Raw genomic sequence first — 23,428 nt, forward strand, 5'->3', positions numbered from 1 at the left:
CCTTGGTCTTGCAGATGACACCACACAAGTGAATCCGAATGGTGGTGCGATTGCGATTGGTCATCCACTCGGTGCTTCAGGTGCACGTTTGGTGACAACGGCTCTCAATCAATTAGAACAAACGGGTGGTACTTATGCCCTGTGTTCAATGTGTATTGGTGTCGGTCAAGGCATTGCGCTGATTATTCAGCGCGTGGAAGGCTGATTCAAAAAGTTAAATGAGTTAAATAAAAAATACATGAAGGAATAACATATGCCCATTTTAACCACGCCTGAGCTGCAACTACATTATCAAACCTTTGGTGATGCCAGCAATCCTGCTTTGGTATTTTCCAATTCTTTAGGCACCAACTATGGCATGTGGCAGCAGCAATTTAATGCATTAAAGGATCAGTTCTTTGTGGTGTGTTATGACACCCGTGGTCATGGTGCTTCATCGACGCCAACAGGTCCGTATAGCCTGCAACAGTTAGGTGAAGATGTGATTCAGTTGCTGGATCATTTACAGATTGCAAAAGCGGCCTTCTGTGGGATTTCTATGGGAGGCTTAACTGGTCAATGGCTGGCGATTCATTATCCTGAGCGTTTTAGTCATGTGGTGGTGTGCAATACCGCAGCCAAAATTGGTCAGGAACAGGCGTGGCTAGATCGTGCAGCCTTAGTCAAAGCCCAAGGTTTACAACCGATCGCGGATACAGCAGCATCGCGATGGTTTACAGCTCCCTTTATCCAAAGTCATGCTGCAGTGGTGTCTAATCTTCAAAACGACTTGGCAGCTGGCAGCGCCGAAGGTTATGCCAACTGTTGTGCGGCTTTGGCTAAAGCGGATGTGCGGGAGCAACTGAAAGATATTAGCGTACCGATGTTGATTGTTGCGGGGCAACAAGACCCTGTGACGACGGTTGCGGATGCAGAGTTTATGCAAAATCAGATTCCGAACAGTCAGCTGGTGGAAATTGATGCTTCGCATATTTCTAATGTGGAACAGCCAATAGCATTTAATCAGGCCTTACAGCAGTTTCTTACATAAGATTAACCTATGTAAAAAGCCTCACTGCTAGAGGCTTTTTGACTCGTCAGTTTTAAATTGAATAGATCACTTACAAAATTAGGATTTGCAGAAAAGTGAGTGAATCTTGTCTCTTTTCTATCAGCACTCAAGCTTTAATCTTAAGAAAACAGCCATTATGCTTAGGCTATTTTAGCTTCAATCACACCGATTGCCTTTAACAACTGTAATTCATGTTCCGATTTAAATTGAGACAATACGGACATGGTATGTTCTCCTAATTGCGGCGGTGCATGATGATATTCCACAGGTGTTTCTGACAATTTAATCGGCGAACCAATCATCTGAAACTCTGGATTGAGCGAATGTTGAATATTGACCAGCATTTCCCGATGTTGAATCTGAGGCTCTTGTAAAGCTTCAGCAACAGAATTGATTAACCCAACAGGCACTTTAAAGGCATGAATCGCACTCACCCACGATTCTGCATTCTGCTGTAAAAAATGAGTGGATAATAATTGAATCAATATTCCACGGTGCTGTATTCGATCCTGATTTTGATTGAAACGACCATCTTCCAACAATGAGGTATAACCAATTGCAATACAAAAATCTTTAAATTGCTTATCGTTACCACAAGCCACAATAAATTCTTTATCTTTTGCTTTAAATGTTTGATACGGGACAATATTGGGATGACTATTCCCCATTCGTTGTGGAGATACGCCCGTGGTGAGGTAATTCATGCCTTGATTGGCTAAGCCTGCTACCTGCACATCCAATAATGACAAATCAATATGTTGCCCTCGTCCAATCTGCTGACGAGCCAATAACGCAGCCTGAATAGCAATTGTGGCATATAAGCCAGTTTGAATATCCACCACGGCAACACCCACTTTTTGAACCCCTCTCCCTGAGCTTTCTTCTTCACCCGTGATACTCATCAATCCAGACATGCCCTGAATGATAAAGTCATAGCCGGGTTCGGCCGCACGCGGTCCTGTTTGCCCAAAGCCTGTAATCGAGCAATACACCAGATTTGGATTAAGCACACTCAAAGTCTCATAATCCAGCCCATATTTTTGCAATGAACCTGCTTTATAGTTTTCTATGACGACATCAGCAGTTTGCACCATTTCATGCAGGATTGCTTGTCCTTCCGAGCGTGTGATATCAATCGCAACTGAATATTTATTGCGATTGGCTGACTGGTAATAGCCTGACTCACGGGTAGGCTGACCTTGAGCATCACGCATCCACGGCGGTCCCCACATACGCGTATCATCACCACATTGCGGACGCTCTATTTTAATCACTTCGGCACCCAAATCTGCCAGAATTTGCCCACACCATGGGCCCGCCAAAACTCGACTCAAATCCAAAACACGGATTCCCTTTAACGCACCCATTATTCGCTCCTCAATCTTGCATCTTTATATTATTTCTAATTTTTTAGACAAACTTTCCCTCAAGATGCTCTTGCGAGCATCCTGTTTTTGAGCAAAAGGAATTGTTTAAATTAGAATGCCGCAATCCCTGTCTGTGCTCGACCTAAAATTAGTGCGTGCACATCATGAGTTCCTTCATAGGTATTTACAACTTCCAGATTGACCAAATGACGTGCGACACCAAACTCATCACTGATGCCATTCCCCCCCATCATGTCACGGGCTAAACGTGCGATATCTAAGGCTTTACCGCAGTTATTACGCTTGATGAGAGAAGTTCCTTCAACCGACGCAATGCCTTCGTCTTTCATACGTCCAAAACGTAATGCCACCTGTAAACCTAAGGCAATTTCGGTTTGCATATCGGCAAGTTTCTTTTGAATCAATTGATTCGCAGCCAAAGGGCGACCAAACTGTTTACGATCCATCGTGTATTGATGTGCAGTATGCCAGCAGAACTCTGCTGCGCCCATTGCACCCCAAGCAATCCCGTAACGGGCACTATTCAAACAAGTAAATGGACCTTTTAATCCGCGCACTTCTGGAAAAGCATTCTCTTCTGGCACAAATACGTTATCCATGACAATTTCACCTGTGATAGATGCACGTAAGCCAACTTTGCCATGAATTGCTGGTGCTGAAAGCCCTTCCCAGCCTTTTTCTAAAATAAAGCCGCGGATGTCACCCACATTGCCCTCTTCAGATACTTCTTTTGCCCACACCACAAACACATCGGCAATTGGGCTATTGGTAATCCACATTTTGGCACCCGATAAGCGATAGCCACCTGCAACTTTTTTAGCGCGTGTGATCATACTTCCTGGGTCTGAACCATGATCAGGCTCGGTCAAACCAAAGCAACCAATGTATTCGCCTGATGCAAGCTTAGGCAGGTATTGCTGCTTTTGCTGCTCTGTACCAAATTCCTCAATAGGTACCATCACCAATGAACTTTGTACGCTCGCCATAGAGCGATAGCCTGAATCCACACGTTCAATTTCACGCGCAATTAAGCCATAACTGACATAATTCAAACCCGCACCACCATATTGTTCCGAAATAGTCGGACCCAATAGACCAAGCTCACCCATCTCGCGGAAAATATGAGGATCCGTTTTTTCATGTCTAAACTGTTCCAGCACACGTGGCATCAACTGTTCCTGACAATACGAATGTGCAGCATCACGAATCATACGTTCTTCTTCAGTGAGTTGCTGCTCAATTAAAAATGGATCTTTCCAATCGAATTGTACACGTGCCGATTTTTTATTCACCATTTGGTTCATTGCATCCTCTGCTTTATGTTTTTATCTAAAACAATGTTATGTGTGAAAAGGAAATAATTCAAACGATGAATTCGCATACAGATATGCAGAAAACGCATATCTTATTTCTTGTTCACATCTTTATAAGCGCATAAAGTGGTAAAAATTAGATTCATGCGCTATTTTGAGATTATCTGAACAGCATGTTTTATGCTGTTTTTAAATATCACAATAATCTAGTCATGAGTATGAGAAGAAAAATTCCATCCATGCAGAGTCTGCTCTGCTTCGAATCTGCGGCCAAACATGCCAGTTACACGCATGCCTCGCAAGAACTATCGATGACCCAAAGTGCCATCTCGCGCCAAATCCAGCAATTGGAAGAATTTTTAGACATTCAACTGTTTACCCGTACCCGACATGGCATGGAACTGACTGTTGCCGGAACGCAATACTATGACGCGATAAAGCCCTATTTAATTGGCTTAGAAAAAGCAACACAAGAAGTCATGTCGCATAAAGGTTTAGGCGGTACGCTCAAGCTTGGGGTCGTCCCAACCTTTGCGACACGTTGGTTACTCCCGAAATTGCACGTCTTTAATGCACGTCATCCCGAAATCACCATTAATTTAGAGACCAGCACCAAACCTTTTTTGTTTAATGAACAGATGTTTGATGCAGCCATATATGCAGGTACCGAGCAACAAATTCATCATTGGCCAGGCATCCAAACCCATTTTTTAATGCAGGAAGATGTCGTTGCCGTTTGTTCTCCAAAGCTGATTGAGAAATACTTTCCCAATGCAAAAAAACTGAGTCCGTACAGTTATGATTTAACTCCAGAGCAAATTGCACAACTGCCCTTATTACAGCAAACCACACGCCCGACGATCTGGCAGGAATGGTTTGAAGCTCATCACATCCAGCATGCGAAAGCCGATGCTGGTCAGCGCCATGAATTGTTCTCCATGCTCGCTGTTGCAGCATCGCATTCCATGGGCGTTGCTTTAATTCCTCAGATGTTGATTGAACAGGAACTGAATAACCAAGTACTGGTTATTGCCAGCAATAGTCTATTACCGAGCAATCGTGATTATTATTTGGTTCATTCGAGTCAGCAACCTTCATCAATTTTGAATAAATTTGTTGATTGGATACAACATGAAGTAAAGTCAATTTCAGTCATGAATGCTGATACGGCTCAAGCAACACGATGAGGGAATGCTATGCAAAACTTAGTGATATTTTCAGGTGCAGGTATGAGTGCAGAAAGTGGCATTCAAACCTTTCGCGATCATGATGGTCTTTGGGAAAATTATAATATTGAGGATGTTGCCACGCCTGAAGCATGGGCAAGAAACCCACAATTGGTTCAAGACTTTTATAATCAACGTCGCAAGCATATTTTACAAGCTCAGCCAAATCCTGCACATCAGTTGATAGCTCAATTACAGCAGCACTATCATGTCAATGTCATTACACAAAACATTGATGATTTGCATGAGCGTGCAGGGAGTGACAATGTCTTGCATTTACATGGCAATATTCGTCTCGCCAAGAGTTCGGGACCCCATGCTGAATATTCAACAGAATTTTATCCAATACAAGGTTGGGAACTTAATTTAGAAAAAGATCTTTGCCCCGAGGGCTATCCACTCCGCCCACATGTGGTCTGGTTTGGTGAGGCCGTACCCGCCTATGCAGAAGCACAAGAAATTGTGCAACAAGCAGATATTTTTATTGTGATTGGTTCCAGCTTGGAAGTTTATCCTGTTGCAGGATTAATTCATGAAATTCCACAGCACTGTCAGGCATATTATATTGACCCCAAAGCGCATCGACCAAGTATGCCCACACAGTATCAACTGATTGCAAAAACGGCGACAGAGGGCATCCAACAAGTATTTGATGTGTTAACCGCTTAAATAAGCACTCGGAATACATTTAAATAATTCCGAGGCTTGTTTTAATTCAATCCTACGCACCGTATTGCTGTTTCAGATATTTCACAATTTTTGCCGATTCAAACATCTTCACTTGGGTATTCGGATCGACCAAATATGGCACTTGAATGTCACGTCCCATCAATTCGACCACCTTTTCACGCTTGCCTTCTTTAATTGGAATATATTTGCCGGGTTTCAAGCGTAATACCGCAGGTCCCATATCTTGCCAGCGCTCTTTGGCAACATTATGAAAGACAAATGGCAATTCGAGTTCAGTCAGTACCCCACGCACCACACGTGTAAATGGACTGGCTTCAAAGCCCCATAATTCAAGCATTTGTTCAGGTGCTGCACGATCAATAATTCTTTTATCAATCCAAACACCCCGCGCGCCATTAATCAACGTTCCTGCCAAAGCCACCACAGGCAACTTTGGATAATGTGCAAATTTTTTCGGAGTCTTGCCTGTACGCCCATAATGTTTAAACAGATGATGAATAATCTGCTGTGACTCATACATGTGCGTCGACGTATTTTCATCAATCAAGAATGGAAACTGCGTTTTCCCACCCTGTTGTTTTACAATTTGACGATACTTTGTTCCCCCTTTTGGACAAGGATAAACCTCATAATCCAAATTAAGTAAAGTTAAAACTTCTCGCACACGGCGACAAAATGGCGAACCTTCAAATTCATAGAGTTTTAATGCTTTCTCGGGCTGTTTGGGAAATGCCGTACCCGACACACCTCGACCACCTTCAGCCAAAGAAGAAGCCAAGGCTTGAATGACTTTAATTTGATGGTTCACCATATATTGTCCTTATTCTCGTTTGTCTTATAATTCAACCAATTGTTCTTTAGCCACCACAATGCCGTTGTTATCGGCATAAATATATTCGCCAGATTGGATGGTCACACCACCAAAATAAAGTGGAATATCTGTTTCGCCTATGCCTTTACGGTTACTTTTTTGTGGAATTGCAGCCAATGCATGCACACCCAAATCTAGTTCTGCAATTGCATCTACATCGCGTACACAACCATATATAATCACCCCATTCCAGTGATGCTTCACAGCAGATTCAGCAATCAAATCTCCCATGAGTGCGCAACGCATTGAAGCACCGCCATCCACCACAAGAACCTTACCTACACCATCAGTCGCCAATAACTCTTTCACACGGGAGTTATCTTCAAAACACTTTACAGTTACCACTTGACCACCAAAGCTTTTGCGTGCGCCATAGCTTTTAAAGAATTTACCATCCATTGATGGCGTCACCACCTGAAGTTCTTTTTCAGGATTATCATCCAACAAATCACAAGTTACAAAAGGAACAGTTGCCACTTCTCTCTCCATTATTTGGCTTTTTGTATACGTAAATTATCATAAATTTCAAACTTTTCAGTTTGAGATTGGGCTGCCACGACCATAGTATGAGCCACTTGTTCTGCGGTCACTGGCTTATATTTAAAAGAATCAGGTACTAAATGCGACATCTTCTGATATAAACGTTGCGTTGCCCCCTCTAATACGCGTTGTTCAGATCGCTCACCTAATAAGAGTGAGGGTTGCAGTATAGAGGTCTTGTACAACGCCAACTCGCGAATATGCTGTTCAAGCTCCCCTTTCACCCGATTATAGAAAATCGGCGATTTTGCATTGGCTCCTAGTGCACTCACCAACAAATAATGTATTTCTTTTTCTTCCAGCAAATCGGCAAAGTGGGCATTAATTTCATAATCAATATTATAAAACTGTGCTTTAGACCCTGCTTTTTTTAACGTTGAGCCTAAACAACTAAATGCATGAGTATGACCTTGGATATCTTCATCATTGAGCATTAAAGAATCTTCAAGCACAAATTGATGCACTTTTTCCATCTGACTTAATTGCACATCATAATGTCGTACGACTGCCGTAATTTGTTCGCAACTGGCTAATTCATTTAATTGTTTTATTAAGGCTCGACCAACTAAACCTGTTGCGCCAATCACTATTGCCTTTTGAATCGGATTTATCATTTTTTGATCATTCTCCATGGTTTATTAGTAATCTAACGTTTTCTTTAACATTTTTCTGCATCTAAAATGTTGTCAAAGCATGTCAAGACTTGACTTCGTAGTCGTGTTTAATCAAAATATGGCACTTGTTTACGGGCTGGTGATAGTTCTACTGATGTTGGTTTTCAGTTTGAATTGCAGCCCGCCCAGACCAATCTAATTCAAGGAGTGCACGAGTGGCAAACTCTGCTCAAGCAAAAAAACGTGCTCGTCAAAACGTTAAAGCACGTAAACACAACGCAAGCTTGCGTTCTATGGTTCGTACTTACATCAAACGCACAGTAGCTGCTATCGCTGCTGGTGACCATACTGTTGCTACAGAAGCTTACAAAAAAGCTGTTCCTGTAATCGACCGTATGGCTGATAAAGGCATCATCCATAAGAACAAAGCTGCTCGTCATAAGAGCCGTTTAAATGCACAAGTTAAAGCTTTAGCTAACTAATTTGCTGTATTGAAAAAAGCCCATCAGGGCTTTTTTTACGTCTGTAGATTTATCTTCAACCTATTCCATTCAAATATAATGTTTCACCGACCAAAGCCCCTCCACCAAGCATTGTGAAGGAGCCATCAACTTAATTAACCAGTACAGCCAAATTCTTTGGTTTTAAATAAGATAAAATAAGATTGTTATTTGGAACCAGCATGCTCCACTTTTGGTTTGCTCCATTGGTACATGAGTAACGAATCAAATCAGCACGATTATCCACCAAATAGCCTTTGTTCAAATCAAAACACTGACTTCCCTGACGAATCGACTGGGTATCAGCCATCATGCTCCAAATCTGACTGCTTGACTGCGTTGAACACGTCGCCAGTGTAATTTTATTGCCACTACCATTACTGGTTAAACATTGATCTATAGCCCATTTACTATGAATACGCCCTAAAGCATCTAAAATCCATTTTTCAGAGTCATCTCCTGTACAAGCTGTTGGACCACTAATATAAGGGTTATATTGACCTGCCGCTGTTTTCTCTACTTTTAAGCAATTGGTTTTATTCAACAAGGTACTTTGCTGATTCAATAAAGTATCCGTTTCCAAACCCAATTGCTGAATAAATGCCACCAATGCTATTTCTGCATCCGTCTTTTCCGCTGCCAAAACTTGAGCGTACACATTCATCCAGCGATTTAAACGATAAATTTTTTGCTGCTGGCTTTCGTACAGCGCAAGCACTTGCTGTGCGGGAACAGAGAGTTCTGCTCGATTGTTTCGATATGCATCATACAAGAGCTGCTCATTCGCAGATAAAGCCACGATTGCTTGTCCACTTTGCGCAAGCAATGCCTGCTCTAGGCTTGGAAGCTCGACTTTGCGTAAAGCTGCATAACCACTTTCACGACCAATTTTTACTGCTGGCTGAATTGCATCGGTATATGTTGGGATATCGATACTAGATAACAACTTTTCAGCTTCATTGGTCTTTTTACAATATAAATCTACATGCTGAGGCTGATCTGAAATCGCAAGATTGACATGCAATTTATTGGCAGGGCTGTTCGTGGCATCCATTCGATTTGGCGCCAATGCAATGGTTTGACTACCATGTGCTGAAACTACCTTTAACCAACATGCGGCTTGTGTTGCAGCCGTAGTGACTTCAGGTAGAGTAAATACATTACCCCAGTTACTCCGCGCAGCAGGATACAATAGACCTACCTGATTTACGGGATCATACCCACCCAAAATGGTATATACAGGCACACCAAATAAGCGTGGCTTGAGATAATTCCCATCCGCTCGGTTATACCAAACTTTACTAGAACTTGGCACTCGAGGTTGTGCAACTTCCATCTTTCGCGTGGTGGCATTCCATTTTAAATAACCTGTGCTCGAATTTACATCCCACATATAGCGGTTAAAGTGTGGTTGTATCTTGGTTGATGTACTGTATCCCGTATAGTGGGTATATCGTGAAATTGAGCTAGCCGTTGCACCGCCCGCCATAGCATCCCAACCATAAGGATAAAGTTTTAGGAAATTAGGAACGCCATTCGCACCATCACCTAAACTGGTTGATTTCCAATTAAGATTTCCGCGCATTTTATCGCGAAATGAAATATAGCCCCAGCCACTGTCCGCATGATGTGCTGACCAGAAATAATTGGTCGGCTGACCTTCAACCGATACCGAACCAGGGTAATGTCCTAAGCCATAATGATGTCCAATCTCATGACTAAACTCATTGCCAACTGAATCAATTAGCGTCAGCATGCCATTGCCACCGCTTAAACCATGGGTTTGATCACCATTGCTATATTTGCCACGCGCATGATGCACAATCACACTTTCGGTTAGCTGAGGTTGCTCTTGACTCGCCATGGAGGCACTGGTCACACCCCAATTGGCTAAATTAATACCTACACTAAAAGTAGATTTTGATACATTTTCCCGCATATCCCCTGAATAAACACCACCCTCTACAGCACTATTGGTGTCATAAATCGTGCCATTCGCGACCATCACTCGACTAAGTTTCATATCATCGTATTTAGCGACGGTCATTTCCGCAGCAGGAATGGTTTGGAAGTAATCCGTACCTGCCTTTTCAGGCTCAAGCAACATATAGTGTCCTGTAGAAATAGGCGGATCAGTTAGTAAACCAAGTCGGATATTGTTTAAAACTAATTCACCCGGCGGTGCAAAATCAATTTGTGACTCTAATAATTCACCTGTACGCCCACTTCCATCAATCAATTTAAGCTTCAGCCCAGATTGAACTTCATCCCAATTTAGCTTGGTCGACCAAGCTCGTTTGCTATACAAGACTTGCGGACGTTGGTCTTGATTACTTTGATCTGAAAGTGGAATTTGCGATGGATCATTTAATTTTACACGGCGCACCAATAATCCATCTTGATAGATCTCAAGCTCAAGCTGCTGTACATCCCCCATTTCAGCCGTCGGAGTAACTAATAGTAAAGCTTCCCGCTCCGATGTGAGTCGAGGCATATTTTTCGTCTCATTTCCACTAGGATCAACCACATGTGCCTGTGCAAATTGCACCATAGCTTGTAATGTTCCCGTTAAATCAGAACGGATTAGACGCGTTGAAGAATTCGCATCATAATCATAAAAACCCAGCGTCTCCTCATCCAGTACATCTTTGCTTGGTTCAGGGTACAAGGGCTGGTTTGGCGTGGTATCTATAGATGAATCAGGATTTGAAGTACCCTCACCAGCAGAATCCCCTCCGCCACCACCGCAGGCAGTTAATAAAATAGAAGCAATACAAACACTTAAAATGTGCAAAGGGTAATTCATCACACTTTTCACAAAAATCCCCAATTGTCATTAATTTAAATAGGTAAATGTAAAATAAATCATTTAAAAACATAATGTTATCCAAATTATGATATATTATATTTTTATAGAATACAAAAAATTAAGAATAATGAAGGACATACCTGCTTATCACAAATATAAAAAATAAAACCTTAGCTGGTTATTATTTTAATGATGCTGTTTAAACTGCCGAATATTGAGTTCATGCAATTCGCCACGCCAAATCCATTTGAGTTTCGAATCTAAAAATTCATCACCTTCAAACCAGACAAATAAACCTTCCATCATTTGTGGCCAATCTTCTTGTGTAATCACATTACGACCAGAAATCACCGCAAGAATAGCCGCAATAATCGTATCGTGACTTACCGCCAAACTTAGACCACTATGCTGCTGGGGATGGGTGTTATAAATCAGCTCCAGCACATCCACTACCCCATGAATTGGATGCTTCATTCCGGGCAGTGCATTATTCACAAAGCTATTAATAAAGCCCAATGCACCTTGTTCACGAAAATAAGGACCTGCCTGCTTAATATCCAAAACAAAACTGCCAGGCTCAACCAGTAGGCCTTGTTGCACAATCTCAATATGATGGGTATTACTTTGCTGACTCATGGAATCTGCACCCTGAATCATCAGGGCAGCGGTATCAACACAGCGTTGAATGGGACTGGAAATACAATGCTGAATAATACGGTCGGTTTGACCAATCAGATGTGCTCCCCATGCCTGAGCCAAATCTCTACCTTGAGAAGTTAATTGTAAATCATAACCCGCTAAGCCCTGCCCACTGACCATCTCGCGTAGAGAATGTCGCGTAAACAATGTAACTGGTGTGCTAGTATCAGGCAATAAATCAATTGCTTTGAGCATACTGCGCGGGAGTCTTTCTAATGCCATGATATCTTCATAGTTTTTTGGTATTTACACTGTACCATTTTAACCTGTTTGCCTAATGCTTGCTCAACATTCTTGCCAATACTTCTAAAGCCAATACCTGCATTTCAGCGGTTCGATAGGCAATAAAGCCCTTATTCAGCAAACTGTCACGCTGATTATATAAAAATGGACGTCCTTTAAAGTCTACGAGTCCACCCCCAATGCGCTCAAGCAAACATTGCCCCGCACTGGTGTCCCACTCACTGGTAGGATGAAATCGCGGATAAATATCAATCTTATGTTCCAGCATCATACAGAACTTGTAAGCACTTCCTGCCTTAAACACACTGTATTCCGTGATGCTTTCTAAGACTTGCAGATACTCATGATATTGACCTTTTTGCTGTGAACTTTGACTAAGACCTATCTTAACCGTATCTGTTTGCTGCTGTTCTGAACTATAGATAAACCATTGTTGGGTCTTTATATCCAATTTCAGTGGCATGCCTTGCACTGGACAGATATACATCGATTGCTCGCCAGGAATCGCTAGAATGGCAAATATGGTCTGTGCACCATCTACCAAGCTTAAATTAATGGTGAATTCAGGTCGCTGATGCAAAAACTCTTTGGTGCCATCCAGCGGATCAAGCAACCAAAAACGTTGCCATTGCTGACGTAGACTATACTCACCTTCTTCCGACAACAATGGAATATCAGGACTATAGTCCGCCAAAGCCTGTGTAATAAATTGATTGGCTCTAAAATCTGCTTGCGTGACAGGCGATGCATCATGCTTATGTTCAATATTAAAATGTTCACCTGAACAATATTGCTGAAATTCCTGATTCAGGATTTCACATGCCTGCGTCATCATTGGAACCAGTTGCAAGATCATTGCATCTTGCGGTTCATCTGTTTTTATAAACATAAACTGCCTTTAATAAGCATCATCAAGAGATGCTGATTTATTACTTGCCGCACAGCATTTTCTTTCCTGCGCTGAGTGACTTCATTGCATGTCGTTTCTATATTTCATCATACGCTTTGTAATGCGAATTTGCACAACGCTAAGCCTTAATCGTATTACTCAGGAATGTGTAAAATTCACAGAGTCCTGTTAAATATAATATTCCCACGCATTCTGCTGTGCCAAAAGCTTGATGAAAGGTCCTATGGTTCTTGCCGTCAATAAAGTCGGATTAAATTCTTCGGCATACTGCTGTTGAAAGAAGGCCCTGATACTCGGGTTAATCGGCGCAAACTTCATTGCCCATTCGGGAAATAAGCGCTCAACCTGTTCTTCAAAATACAGAATCTGACACCTCTTATGCCGTGAGTCTTTTAAAATGCGGTCAAAGTACAAATTACTGACTTTAGATTTCTCACCCTCTAGACACTGAACAAAATATCCATTGCCATAACACAACACCCCAGTAATTTCATGCGAAGCATTATGATCAACAGAGGTCGTTAAAATATTCATTAATTCAGGCTTAAATACATCATCATTCTGAGTAAATTTACTTACATAAAGCAGCCGTACACATCCCACCATGATCAATATTGCCTATAATTATCATTAGAATAGATTTAAATACTTAAGAATCAGGTTAATTATTTTACCAAAAGGTAATTTATCACTATGCCGTATTTTCATAAACTAGGCAATTCTACCAATGGATTGCATCAATTGACTATCAAATCTCAATACGTAAAGCATCCATTATTCTATTCATGACTTTGCTGTTATAGTAAAGCCTGATTTCATTCAGCTCACCCATTATGCAGAGCTGATACTCTCCATTACTCCCAAAGACTGTTAGGACTGTTAAATGGTTAAACCTATTGTGATCTTCGACATGGATGGCACATTACTCGATCTTGCCTATGACGATTTGATCTGGAACCAATTGCTGCCTATTCGTTATGCCGAAACACATCAATGCACCCTTGAACAAAGTCAGGCGACTTTATTTGAGTTTTACCAAGAACATAGCCACACCTTAGATTGGTATTCCTCCCGCTTTTGGTCAGCAAAAGTCGGGGTAGATGTATTGGCTTTACAACAAGAGCATCAACATAAAGTCAGCCTACGTAGTGGTTGTATCGAGCTACTCGAATATCTAAAAGCCAACCAGTATCCATGCTGGCTTGCCACCAATGCCGACTGCGCCAGTTTAAAGTTCAAATTAGAACAAACTGGCATTGCTGAATATTTCGATGTGATTGTCAGCAGCGAAACCCTTGGTCATGCCAAAGAGTTTCCAGCCTTTTGGGAAGAACTGCACCAACAACATCCTTTTAATATTTCTCAGGCGTATTTTATTGATGACACAGAGAAAGTTTTACTGGGTGCACAAAAATTCGGCTTACAGCATTTAATTAGTATTCAACAGCCCTCATCTATAGGATTAGTCCGTGACGAATCCCCTTTTCCAATGTTAAAACATTTGACGGATTTCATCCCTTTACTGGAACAAGCCAAGGAACACAAGCAATATGCCTAAAGCAGAGCAACATTTAGCTGCTGAAACCATGCGTATCGACAAATGGCTATGGGCTGCACGTTTTTTTAAAACACGTAGCATCGCCAAATCTGCCATTGAGGGCGGCAAAGTCCATTTTGACGGTGAACGCGTCAAAGTCTCTAAAGAAGTTCGCGTCGGAATGGAACTCACCATTCAACAGGGTTTTGAAAAGAAAACTGTGGTCATCAAAGCCATTTCAGGGGTGCGTGGTCCTGCGCCAGTAGCTCAACTGCTATATGAAGAAACTGAAGTCAGTTTAGCAAAAAGAGAATTGCTTGCATCACAAAGAAAGTTGCATAATCTTGCTCGACCTGATCATCGTCCATCTAAAAAAGATCGCCGACAAATCAGTAAATTTAAACAAGAAAATGATCAACAATTTGACCAGTATTGGTCATATAATGATGATTAAATCAGTCGCGTCATGTTGTGTCGCACTAGATACAACAGACATAGAATAACAGGAATAATTCTGTCACTATACTGAAGTGGAAAACGTTTGTAATGCAATACATCCACTTTAGTTAGAAATGAAGTGACATAGTTTTGAGGTCGTGAGATGGATGAGAATAAAAGCAAGGCGCTAAATGCTGCCCTAAGCCAAATTGAAAAACAATTTGGTAAGAATACAGTAATGCGTCTTGGGGATAATACCGTGCAAGCCGTTGAAGCGGTTTCCACAGGTTCATTAACACTAGATATCGCACTCGGTATTGGTGGCTTACCTAAAGGTCGTATCGTCGAAATTTACGGTCCTGAATCTTCGGGTAAAACAACCATGACATTACAAGCAATTGCACAATGTCAAAAAGCTGGCGGTACGTGTGCCTTTATCGATGCTGAACATGCGCTTGATCCACAATATGCGCGTAAGCTTGGCGTTGATATCGACAATTTACTCGTCTCTCAACCAGACAATGGTGAGCAAGCACTCGAAATTGCAGACATGCTGGTTCGCTCTGGCGCAATCGACCTTATCGTTGTCGACTCCGTGGCCGCACTTACCCCACGTGCCGAAATTGAAGGCGAAATGGGTGACTCACACATGGGCTTACAAGCACGTTTAATGAGTCAGGCGCTACGTAAAATCACAGGTAATGCAAAACGCTCAAACTGCATGGTGATCTTCATTAACCAAATCCGTATGAAGATTGGTGTGATGTTCGGTAGCCCAGAAACCACGACTGGTGGTAATGCATTGAAATTCTATGCATCTGTACGTTTGGATATTCGTCGTGTAGGTCAAGTGAAAGAAGGCGACGAAATCGTTGGCTCAGAAACCAAAGTCAAAGTTGTTAAAAACAAAATGGCTCCTCCATTTAAAGAAGCCCTGTTCCAGATTCTTTACGGTAAAGGTGTGAATCAGCTAGGTGAGTTGGTTGATCTTGCCGTTCAGCAAGACATCATCCAGAAAGCTGGCGCTTGGTATTCATATCAAGGCGACAAAATTGGTCAAGGTAAAAACAATGTGATTCGTCACCTTGAAGAAAACCAGCAATTAGCACAAGAAGTTGAACGCATTATTCGTGAACAGTTGCTAACTACTGGCGGTGTTGTTGAAGAAAAAGAGGAAGAAGAGCCTAACTTTTTGCTAGATGCATAAGTCATTTAAGCTCTCAACATATCGCTATTGCACCAAAACGCCCTACGGGGCGTTTTTCAATCAAAGATTAGAAATAATATGAATCCATCTAAATTTCCTAAACTACTCAACTATGAGAGTCTCAAGCAAGAATTTGGAACATCAGATGCCGAACAGACTCCAGTGCATGCATCACCGACAACTCAGCCAGCTCACGAAGACATAGAGACGGAGTCCCCACAAAATACAGGGCTCACAGACTCACGTTTGCGCTCTTATGCATTTGCCGTACTCACCCGCAAGGAATACTCCAAAGCAGAGCTAATAGAGAAACTAGCAACCTATGCAGCAAATCAAGAAGAAGTGATCAACCTTGTTGAAGAACTCTCAAACAATAATTATCAAAGTGACCAACGTGTTGCTGAAATTGTACTTTCCAGCCAAAAACGTAAAGGTAAAGGTCCGCAGCGCATTAAGCTGGCATTAAAAAACAAAAAAATAAACAGTGAATTGATTCAGGAAGAATTAAAAGAAATTGATTGGGCAGAACAAGCCTATCAACTTAAAATCAAGAAATTCGGTATAACCGTTGAAAGAGACCCAAAACTAAAAGCAAAGCAAATTCGCTTCTTACAGTACAGAGGATTTGATATGGATACAATTATGAAAGCAATTAGCAGAAAAGAAAGTGAATAATAAATAGAGATAAAAATTAAAGATTATAATTATGAAATGGTGGCAACCCTACCAGCAAAGCTTCGGCACATCACAATTCTACTACCGTTGCTACCTTCCGGTCCTGGCGGGGTTCGCAGAGTGTAATTGCGAAGTAACCGGCAGGGCTACCATTGCAAGAACAGAGTATAGAGATTTTTTACCAAGTTGCAAGCCCTTATCCTAGTTTTATGCACCTAAGCTATTCATTTGTCTATTTAAAATACAAAAATATGTATTTAGCACAATTTATATGCATATTAATTTTTGGGTTTACCTTAAACATACGACAAGATTGAAAACACTTATTGCATTTCAGTGCTTGAGCATTTTAAATGTGTTCAAGATGAAATGAATAAAGCCATATAAACACAAGGCTTTAAGCAAGTAATACAAAATGGATATGTTTTATGATGCAATTTAAGCATGCACTTTATGCACTCACTTTACTCAGCACCAGTTCTATTTTTGCCAACGTCCCAATTGAAACTCGCGGTTTAAGTCAAAGCGACTCTGGTTCCAACTATGGCTCAACTTCAACCAACACCCCTGTTGCAGAAACCAGTGTACCAACCAACATCAATTGGCAACTGATGCAGAAAAACCAGCAACTTGAAAATGATATTCGTAGCTTGCGTGGGCGCATTGAAGAACAAGAAAATACGATTGAACAGCTTAAAAATGAACTCAACAACCGCTATACCGACCTAGATCAACGCCTAGAACTTTTACAACAAAAGGTTGATCCTGAGAGCGCTACTCAAACGGAGGATAATCAACAGGATAGCTCACCCAGTACCAGCACAACCACCACTACAGCAGTAAATCCAGTCAATAGTAGCAGTCCAACAGCAACTCCACCTGTTACGCCTAGCACAGCAAGCTCCACTGAGTCTGCTACGGCAAATCAGCAAGCAACTGAGTTAGAGAAGGCAGCCTATACTGTCGCATTAGATGCCTACAAACAAGGTGGTGCCAAAAAAGCCATTGCACCTATGCAAAACTTTATTAAAAACCACCCAAACAGCATCTACATCAGCAATGCATATTTTTGGCTAGCAGAATTTAATTTGGCGATCGAGCCAACCAATTACACGGAAGCTAAACGCAATTACAATATCGTCGTGAATCAATATCCACAGTCATCCAAAGCATCTCGTGCGCTATATCAACTATATAGCATAGCAAAAGATGTTGACCGCAATACAGCTTTAGCCAATCAATACAAAGCCAAACTCTTAAAACAATATCCGAAAAGTGAAGAAGCTGGCTATTTGAAGAAATAAAAAAAGACACCATATGGTGTCTTTTCTTATGATACAAAACTTAACGCACAATACCGCGTTCAGATTGTTCAAGAGAGTCAAGTAACAATTGAGCTTCAGCAACTGTAGGTAAAATTTCCTGACGAATTCGCTCAACAGCCTCAACCGTAGTCAAACCCTCTTTATAAATGAGTTTGAATGCTGTACGTAGACCTTGAATTACTTCTTTAGACCAACCTTTACGACGCATGCCTTCAACATTCATGGCAAAGGCATGTGCTGGATTACCCGAAGCCATGACATAAGCTGGAACATCTTTCACGATCAAAGACGCCCCGCCCACCATGCTGTATGAAGCAAGCTTACAGAACTGATGAATACCTGAGTTTCCACCAACAATAACGTAATCACCAATATGAACGTGTCCTGCAACACCGACGTTATTGGCAAAAATATTATGATCACCCACCATACAGTCATGCGCAATATGGGTATTCACCATTAATAAGTTATGACTGCCAATCTTAGTTAAAGACTGATCTTGCACCGTACCGCGATGCAAGCTGCAATGCTCACGAATCGAGTTGTGATCGCCAATTTCCAACCAAGTTTCTTCACCTCGGTATTTCAAATCTTGGCATACTTCACCAATACTCGCGAACTGGAAAATTTCGTTATTCTTTCCAATACGCGTGTATCCTCCAACCACAACATGTGAATGAAGTTTTGTTCCTGCACCAATTGTGACCTGCGGACCAATAATACAATACGGTCCAATCTGCACATCTGAAGCAATTACTGCTGATGAGTCAATAATAGCGGTTGGATGAATTAATTCGTTATTGCTCATGCCTGCTCTATACTTTCTGATGATAAACCATGATTTCTGCGGTTGTAGCAACAACACCATCTACAGTAGCAATACAGTTATATTTGTAAATACCACGTTTTTGCATAATCAATTCTGATTTTAATACAAGTTGGTCGCCTGCAACCACCTGTTTTTTAAATCTTACCTTCTCTGCACCCGCAAAAAGGAACAAAGAACCTTCACTTGGCTTCTCATTGTTCATAATAAAGCCAAGAATACCCGAAACTTGAGCCAAAGCTTCAACAATCAACACACCCGGCATAATTGGATAGTTCGGAAAATGTCCTTGTAAGAACTCTTCGTTGATTGAAACGTTTTTATAACCAACAATCCCATTATCAGTTACATCAGTAATACGATCAACCAATAAGAATGGATAACGGTGTGGTAAATATTCACGAATTTGCTGAATATGCATTGGCAATTCTGGTTTCGTAAATGGTAGTAAAGTCGACTCAGTCATCATAATTCTATTTACGCAATTTAAAAGTTGATTCAAGGGACTCAATTTGAGTCTGCATATGATCAAGTCGTTTGACTAATTGGGTCAATGGCACATCTGCTAATTGTCTGAACCGCACAACTGTCCGCTTCCACTGTGGTGTTGCAAATAATCCTGTTCCACCAGAATAACTTCCAGCTTCGCAAATATTATTTGTGACCATTGACATTCCTGTAATTGTTACATTATCAGCAATTGTGATATGCCCTACTACACCACAAGCACCTGCAAGGATACAGTTTTTGCCAATCGTAGTACTACCTGCAATTCCACACTTCGCTGCAATTGCAGTGTTTTCACCGATCTTGACGTTATGGGCGATTTGCACAAGGTTATCAATCTTAACACCATGTTCCAAAATGGTATCATCCAAAGCACCGCGATCAATACTACAATTCGAACCAATACGTACATCATGACCAATAATTACTGATCCCAATTGCGCAATTCGATGCCATTTACCTTGATATGGCGCAAACCCAAATCCTTCGCTACCAATCACGGTATTGGCGTGAATACGCACTCGATCACCAATTTTACACGCACCCGTTAAAGTGACATGCGAATCAATGAAACCATCTTTGCCTATTTCGACATCATCATCAATACGCACATGTGCTTGAATAATGGTGTTATCACCAACCACACAATTTTCACCAATCACAACATAATGACCAATATAAGCACTGTCAGACACGATTGCAGAAGGATGAATTTTGGCTGTGCTCTCAATCCCCACTTCACTATGTTTTTTCTCAAACACATGAGTCAAGATGGCGAAGGCCAGATATGGATTCGGAACCAAGATAAAATTTTGATGGCTATGCAATTTTTCTTGTAGCGCTTTGGTGACAATTAAAGCCCCAGCTCGGGATGCTAATGCCTTTTCCAGATACTTCTCATCTGTAACAAAGGAGATATGCTGCGGAGATGCTGTATCCAGACTCGCTAAGCCCTGAATAACTAGGTCAGAGTGACCGAGACACTCACCTTGAACTAGGTGAGCGAGGTCTTTTAAACTTTTTTTGTTAAGATTCATGGATTACTTAATTGCATTAACCTTTTGAATCATTTTATCAGTTAAATCATACTTAGCGTCATAGGCAAGCGCAGAGTTTTTATTCAAAACTACATCTAAGCTATTTTCTTTACGCAATTGTTCAGCAACTTGCTTAATTCGAGCATCAAGTGTCTTATTCATGACTTGCAAAGATGCTTGTACTTTAGATTGTAAACCTTGCTGAATGCCATTTAATTCATTTAACTTGGTTTGATACTCTGCACTCATTTTCTGCATTTCAGCTTCAGAAAGTTTAGTTGCCTGAGCCTTTTGCTTCATTCCCTCAAGCTCTTTACCCAGCTGTTCTAAACGAGTGGTTTGCGGTTTAATCGACTGTTGCAGTGTTGCATTCTGTGCTTTCAGGTAAGTGCTATTTTCCACTACTTGCTCTAAATCCACCACACCATAGCCCGCAGCATGAACCATTGAACTGAGTGAAATACTAGCAAAAGCTAATGCCTTGATTATTTTACGCATTTATTAAACCTTATTCTATATTCTGTATAATTCGAAAGGATCGTACTTAGAAAGTACGACCAATTTCAAATTGAATCTCTTTAGTTTCATCACCAGGCTTATCATTCAATGGGAATGCATAGCTTAATGATAATGGACCAATCATGGTAATCCAAGTAAAGCCTACGCCCACGCTATAACGCATATTACCTAAATCAAAGCCATATTCATCTTTACACGTCTGTTTAGCAGCATCAGTCGTGAATACATCACATTGCGTATCAAACACTTGTGCGCCTTCAGCAAACAATACTGGACGAACTTGGCGCGTCCAATCCCCTTTAAATGGTAGAGGTAATGCCAATTCAGTACCAAATTGAACTAAGGCATTACCACCTACTTCTTCTGGTGAAGGGTCGGTTTGACCAGTTTCGGTATAATAAACGCCATCATATTTTGGACCCAAGGTACTGTTGTCATAACCACGTACCGACCCATAACCACCTGCATAGAAGTTTTTATAGAATGGCAGATCGTTACCATAACCCAATTTACCATAACCACGCAGCACAAAGTCCTTACCTAAAGGTAAAAATGCCTGTGCGTCATAAGTAATTTTTTGATATTCAACATCACTACCAGGCAATGCAATTTCAGCATTGACACGATGTGACTGACCCGATGTTGGGAATTGTGGACGGTTTAATGTGTTATACGACCAACCTAAGGTGAAGTTATAGGTTAAGAAATCACCTGTGAATTCTGAATTATATGGATCAGAAACACTTTCATCTGGACAGGTATAGTCATTATCTTCTGTTAAATCTACCAAACAATATGTCGCGGTATTTTTAACCTTACCGCCATGTGCCATTAAGTAATCACGCACATAGGTCGAAACATAAGGACCTGTGGTTACTTCGGTTGAGTCGATGTTTAAACCAGCACTAATACTTTGGTTTTCATCAATTGGATAACCAAAGTTAATACCACCACCCAAACTATCCGTTACGTAGTTGTTGACGTTGTAGTCACTATCCAACTTTGTTTTACGGTAGTACATGTTGTAGCCACGACGCACACCATCAATAGTAAAGTACGGATCGGTTACACTCAGGTTGTAGTAGTCTTGAGTCTCTGAACGTGATAGATCGATCGCAACACTGTTGCCCGTACCCATAAAGTTGGTTTGGCTGAGTCCGGCTTGGAATGTTACACCACCACTTTGTGAGTAACCTACCGCAAGTGTACTTGTACCTGAATGCTGTTCTTCAACATTTACATTCAAATCAACCTGATCAGGCATATTTGGAATACGGGTCGGTTTAATATCAACAGTTTTAAAGTAACCTGTACGCTCTAAACGCACTTTAGACAAGTCAATTTTTTCATTACTTGCTAAAGCACCTTCCATTTGGCGCATTTCACGACGCAATACTTCATCTGAAGTTTTGGTATTGCCCGTAAAGTTAATACGACGCACCGTAACTTGCTGACCTGGATTGATGTAATAATTAAGATCAACCACACGCGTTTCATTATTAATTTGCGGAACCACATTCACTTCAGCATAGTAATAACCCGCATTACCATATTTACGTAATAACAATTGCTTAACTGCATTTACTTTTTCTTGTGAATAGGTCGCGCCATCTTTATAAATTTGCATCGCCTTAAGTTCTTCAGGCTTGTACAACGCATCACCTAAGAACTTGGTCTCACCGAACTTAAATTGCTCACCTTCATTCACAGATACTTCAATGAAAATACGCTTTTTATCTTCACTTAAATTCAGACTAGAGTTGGTAATATCGAAATTGATATAGCCAGCATTCAAATATAAAGCACGTAATGCTTCTAAACTTGCCGCCATTTTTTCACGTGCATAACGGTCATTACGCGAAACAATTGAGCTCCAGCTACTTTCTTTAACAGCAAAAGCTTGCTGAATATCACTATCGCTGAATACAGTATTGCCAATAACATTAATATCGACAACTTTCGCTGCTTTACCTTCATTAAACTCAAGCAACAAATCTACACGGTTATTCGGCTTTGCAGTCGTCGTTACCTTAACATCAGCATCATAACGACCTTGTTGAACATATTGTTGCTCAAGCTCAGACTCAACAGTTTGAAGTGTCGATTTTTTTAACACCTCCCCCTCAGCCAAGCCCATTTTTTTCAAACCTTCTTCCAAAGCTTCTTTCGGAATAAGTTTATTGCCTTTTAATTCAATTTTAGAAATCAGCGGGCGCTCAACCACTGTAAAAACAAGTGTATCACCCTGTTTTGACGCCTTAATGTCATCAAACATGCCCGATGCGTACAAGGCTCGAATTGAATTCGAAATCGCTTGATCATCAACACGATCACCACTATGCACTGGCAACATGGTATACACATTGGCAGGAGTTAAACGAACGAGTCCATCAATTTTTATATCACGAACAATAAATTCATCCGCTGCATATACTTGTTGTACTGCTGCCATAGCACTAACCAGTGCCAAAGGCATAAATAAATGTGTGTGCTGCATGCCAGT

23 protein-coding genes, 1 other RNA gene and 1 pseudogene are annotated in these 23,428 nt (G+C 41.2%); 10 read left to right on the forward strand and 15 right to left on the reverse strand.

The window, feature by feature from the left end:
• Positions 1–205, forward strand: a pseudogene (locus tag ACWQ4X_RS11585) (acetyl-CoA C-acyltransferase); the annotation flags it as partial.
• Positions 206–253: 48 nt separating this feature from the next.
• Entirely contained in the window at positions 254–1,030 is a 777-nt protein-coding gene (gene pcaD, locus ACWQ4X_RS11590) for a 3-oxoadipate enol-lactonase (protein WP_457903739.1), read from the forward strand.
• 161 nt (positions 1,031–1,191) lie between these two features.
• On the opposite strand, the gene ACWQ4X_RS11595 is transcribed toward pcaD, so the two are convergent.
• Positions 1,192–2,418: a CaiB/BaiF CoA transferase family protein gene (locus tag ACWQ4X_RS11595; protein WP_457903740.1), complete on the reverse strand. Its 1,227-nt coding sequence runs from the start codon at positions 2,416–2,418 to the stop codon at positions 1,192–1,194.
• A gap of 110 nt (positions 2,419–2,528) precedes the next feature.
• Positions 2,529–3,743, reverse strand: a complete 1,215-nt coding sequence (locus ACWQ4X_RS11600) for an acyl-CoA dehydrogenase (protein ID WP_457903741.1) — start codon at positions 3,741–3,743, stop codon at positions 2,529–2,531.
• 227 nt (positions 3,744–3,970) lie between these two features.
• Between ACWQ4X_RS11600 and ACWQ4X_RS11605 the strand changes: the two genes are divergently transcribed.
• Both ACWQ4X_RS11605 and ACWQ4X_RS11610 read left to right on the forward strand, forming a co-directional pair.
• A complete protein-coding gene (locus ACWQ4X_RS11605) occupies positions 3,971–4,939 on the forward strand; it encodes a LysR family transcriptional regulator (protein ID WP_457903794.1) in 969 nt (322 codons plus the stop codon).
• 9 nt (positions 4,940–4,948) lie between these two features.
• On the forward strand, positions 4,949–5,647 hold the full coding sequence (locus ACWQ4X_RS11610; RefSeq protein ID WP_457903742.1) for an SIR2 family NAD-dependent protein deacylase: 699 nt from the start codon (positions 4,949–4,951) through the stop codon (positions 5,645–5,647).
• A 52-nt stretch (positions 5,648–5,699) separates the two neighbouring features.
• Here ACWQ4X_RS11610 and ACWQ4X_RS11615 read toward each other — a convergent pair whose 3' ends face one another.
• The 3 genes from ACWQ4X_RS11615 to ACWQ4X_RS11625 are packed head-to-tail and all read right to left on the reverse strand — an operon-like array spanning position 5,700 to position 7,693.
• A complete protein-coding gene (locus tag ACWQ4X_RS11615; RefSeq protein ID WP_457903743.1) occupies positions 5,700–6,479 on the reverse strand; it encodes a glutathione S-transferase N-terminal domain-containing protein in 780 nt (259 codons plus the stop codon).
• 24 nt (positions 6,480–6,503) lie between these two features.
• Complete coding sequence (gene rraA, locus ACWQ4X_RS11620) at positions 6,504–7,016, reverse strand: ribonuclease E activity regulator RraA (protein WP_457903744.1); 513 nt, start codon at positions 7,014–7,016, stop codon at positions 6,504–6,506.
• Positions 7,017–7,027: 11 nt separating this feature from the next.
• On the reverse strand, positions 7,028–7,693 hold the full coding sequence (locus ACWQ4X_RS11625) for an NAD(P)H-binding protein (protein WP_457903745.1): 666 nt from the start codon (positions 7,691–7,693) through the stop codon (positions 7,028–7,030).
• A gap of 215 nt (positions 7,694–7,908) precedes the next feature.
• On the opposite strand from ACWQ4X_RS11625, the gene rpsT reads away from it, so the two are divergent.
• On the forward strand, positions 7,909–8,175 hold the full coding sequence (gene rpsT, locus ACWQ4X_RS11630; RefSeq protein ID WP_100242464.1) for a 30S ribosomal protein S20: 267 nt from the start codon (positions 7,909–7,911) through the stop codon (positions 8,173–8,175).
• Positions 8,176–8,305: 130 nt separating this feature from the next.
• Here the strand turns inward: rpsT and ACWQ4X_RS11635 are convergent, their stop codons facing one another.
• From ACWQ4X_RS11635 to ACWQ4X_RS11650, 4 genes are all read right to left on the reverse strand, one after another.
• On the reverse strand, positions 8,306–10,999 hold the full coding sequence (locus tag ACWQ4X_RS11635) for a M66 family metalloprotease (RefSeq protein ID WP_457903746.1): 2,694 nt from the start codon (positions 10,997–10,999) through the stop codon (positions 8,306–8,308).
• 189 nt (positions 11,000–11,188) lie between these two features.
• Positions 11,189–11,923 carry a histidine phosphatase family protein gene (locus ACWQ4X_RS11640; protein ID WP_100242462.1) on the reverse strand — a complete coding sequence of 245 codons (735 nt, stop codon included), beginning with the start codon at positions 11,921–11,923 and terminating at the stop codon, positions 11,189–11,191.
• Between the two features lie 52 nt (positions 11,924–11,975).
• Complete coding sequence (locus tag ACWQ4X_RS11645; protein WP_457903747.1) at positions 11,976–12,833, reverse strand: 3'(2'),5'-bisphosphate nucleotidase CysQ family protein; 858 nt, start codon at positions 12,831–12,833, stop codon at positions 11,976–11,978.
• A 189-nt stretch (positions 12,834–13,022) separates the two neighbouring features.
• On the reverse strand, positions 13,023–13,457 hold the full coding sequence (locus ACWQ4X_RS11650) for a BLUF domain-containing protein (RefSeq protein ID WP_457903795.1): 435 nt from the start codon (positions 13,455–13,457) through the stop codon (positions 13,023–13,025).
• Positions 13,458–13,737: 280 nt separating this feature from the next.
• On the opposite strand from ACWQ4X_RS11650, the gene ACWQ4X_RS11655 reads away from it, so the two are divergent.
• The 4 genes from ACWQ4X_RS11655 to ACWQ4X_RS11670 all read left to right on the forward strand — a co-directional run bounded on the left by ACWQ4X_RS11655 (position 13,738) and on the right by ACWQ4X_RS11670 (position 16,711).
• Positions 13,738–14,412 carry an HAD-IA family hydrolase gene (locus tag ACWQ4X_RS11655; protein ID WP_457903748.1) on the forward strand — a complete coding sequence of 225 codons (675 nt, stop codon included), beginning with the start codon at positions 13,738–13,740 and terminating at the stop codon, positions 14,410–14,412.
• Positions 14,405–14,845, forward strand: coding sequence for an RNA-binding S4 domain-containing protein (locus tag ACWQ4X_RS11660; protein WP_100242459.1), 441 nt, complete (start codon positions 14,405–14,407; stop codon positions 14,843–14,845). The genes ACWQ4X_RS11655 and ACWQ4X_RS11660 overlap by 8 nt, the downstream gene beginning before the upstream one ends.
• 147 nt (positions 14,846–14,992) lie before the next feature.
• Positions 14,993–16,036, forward strand: coding sequence for a recombinase RecA (recA, locus tag ACWQ4X_RS11665; RefSeq protein ID WP_100242458.1), 1,044 nt, complete (start codon positions 14,993–14,995; stop codon positions 16,034–16,036).
• A gap of 78 nt (positions 16,037–16,114) precedes the next feature.
• Entirely contained in the window at positions 16,115–16,711 is a 597-nt protein-coding gene (locus tag ACWQ4X_RS11670; RefSeq protein WP_457903749.1) for a regulatory protein RecX, read from the forward strand.
• Between the two features lie 46 nt (positions 16,712–16,757).
• Here ACWQ4X_RS11670 and ffs read toward each other — a convergent pair.
• An RNA gene (gene ffs, locus ACWQ4X_RS11675) (signal recognition particle sRNA small type) lies at positions 16,758–16,854 on the reverse strand.
• A gap of 285 nt (positions 16,855–17,139) precedes the next feature.
• On the opposite strand from ffs, the gene ACWQ4X_RS11680 reads away from it, so the two are divergent.
• Positions 17,140–18,015, forward strand: a complete 876-nt coding sequence (locus ACWQ4X_RS11680; protein ID WP_457903750.1) for a YbgF trimerization domain-containing protein — start codon at positions 17,140–17,142, stop codon at positions 18,013–18,015.
• Between the two features lie 40 nt (positions 18,016–18,055).
• Here the strand turns inward: ACWQ4X_RS11680 and lpxA are convergent, their stop codons facing one another.
• From lpxA to bamA, 5 genes are read right to left on the reverse strand one after another with little or no spacing between them, the layout of a single operon-like run.
• Positions 18,056–18,844, reverse strand: coding sequence for an acyl-ACP--UDP-N-acetylglucosamine O-acyltransferase (gene lpxA, locus ACWQ4X_RS11685; protein ID WP_142768895.1), 789 nt, complete (start codon positions 18,842–18,844; stop codon positions 18,056–18,058).
• Positions 18,845–18,851: 7 nt separating this feature from the next.
• Entirely contained in the window at positions 18,852–19,328 is a 477-nt protein-coding gene (gene fabZ, locus ACWQ4X_RS11690) for a 3-hydroxyacyl-ACP dehydratase FabZ (protein ID WP_100242454.1), read from the reverse strand.
• A 7-nt stretch (positions 19,329–19,335) separates the two neighbouring features.
• On the reverse strand, positions 19,336–20,406 hold the full coding sequence (gene lpxD / locus ACWQ4X_RS11695; RefSeq protein ID WP_142768896.1) for a UDP-3-O-(3-hydroxymyristoyl)glucosamine N-acyltransferase: 1,071 nt from the start codon (positions 20,404–20,406) through the stop codon (positions 19,336–19,338).
• Between the two features lie 3 nt (positions 20,407–20,409).
• Positions 20,410–20,904 (reverse strand): OmpH/Skp family outer membrane protein, encoded by a 495-nt coding sequence (locus ACWQ4X_RS11700; protein ID WP_142768897.1) that lies wholly within the window; start codon positions 20,902–20,904, stop codon positions 20,410–20,412.
• A gap of 46 nt (positions 20,905–20,950) precedes the next feature.
• The gene (gene bamA / locus ACWQ4X_RS11705; protein WP_142768898.1) at positions 20,951–23,422 is read right to left on the reverse strand and encodes an outer membrane protein assembly factor BamA; all 2,472 of its coding nucleotides are present in this window, start codon (positions 23,420–23,422) and stop codon (positions 20,951–20,953) included.
• Between the last annotated feature and the right edge of the window lie 6 nt (positions 23,423–23,428).

This window comes from Acinetobacter sp. NigerLNRRAM0016 (assembly GCF_054112845.1).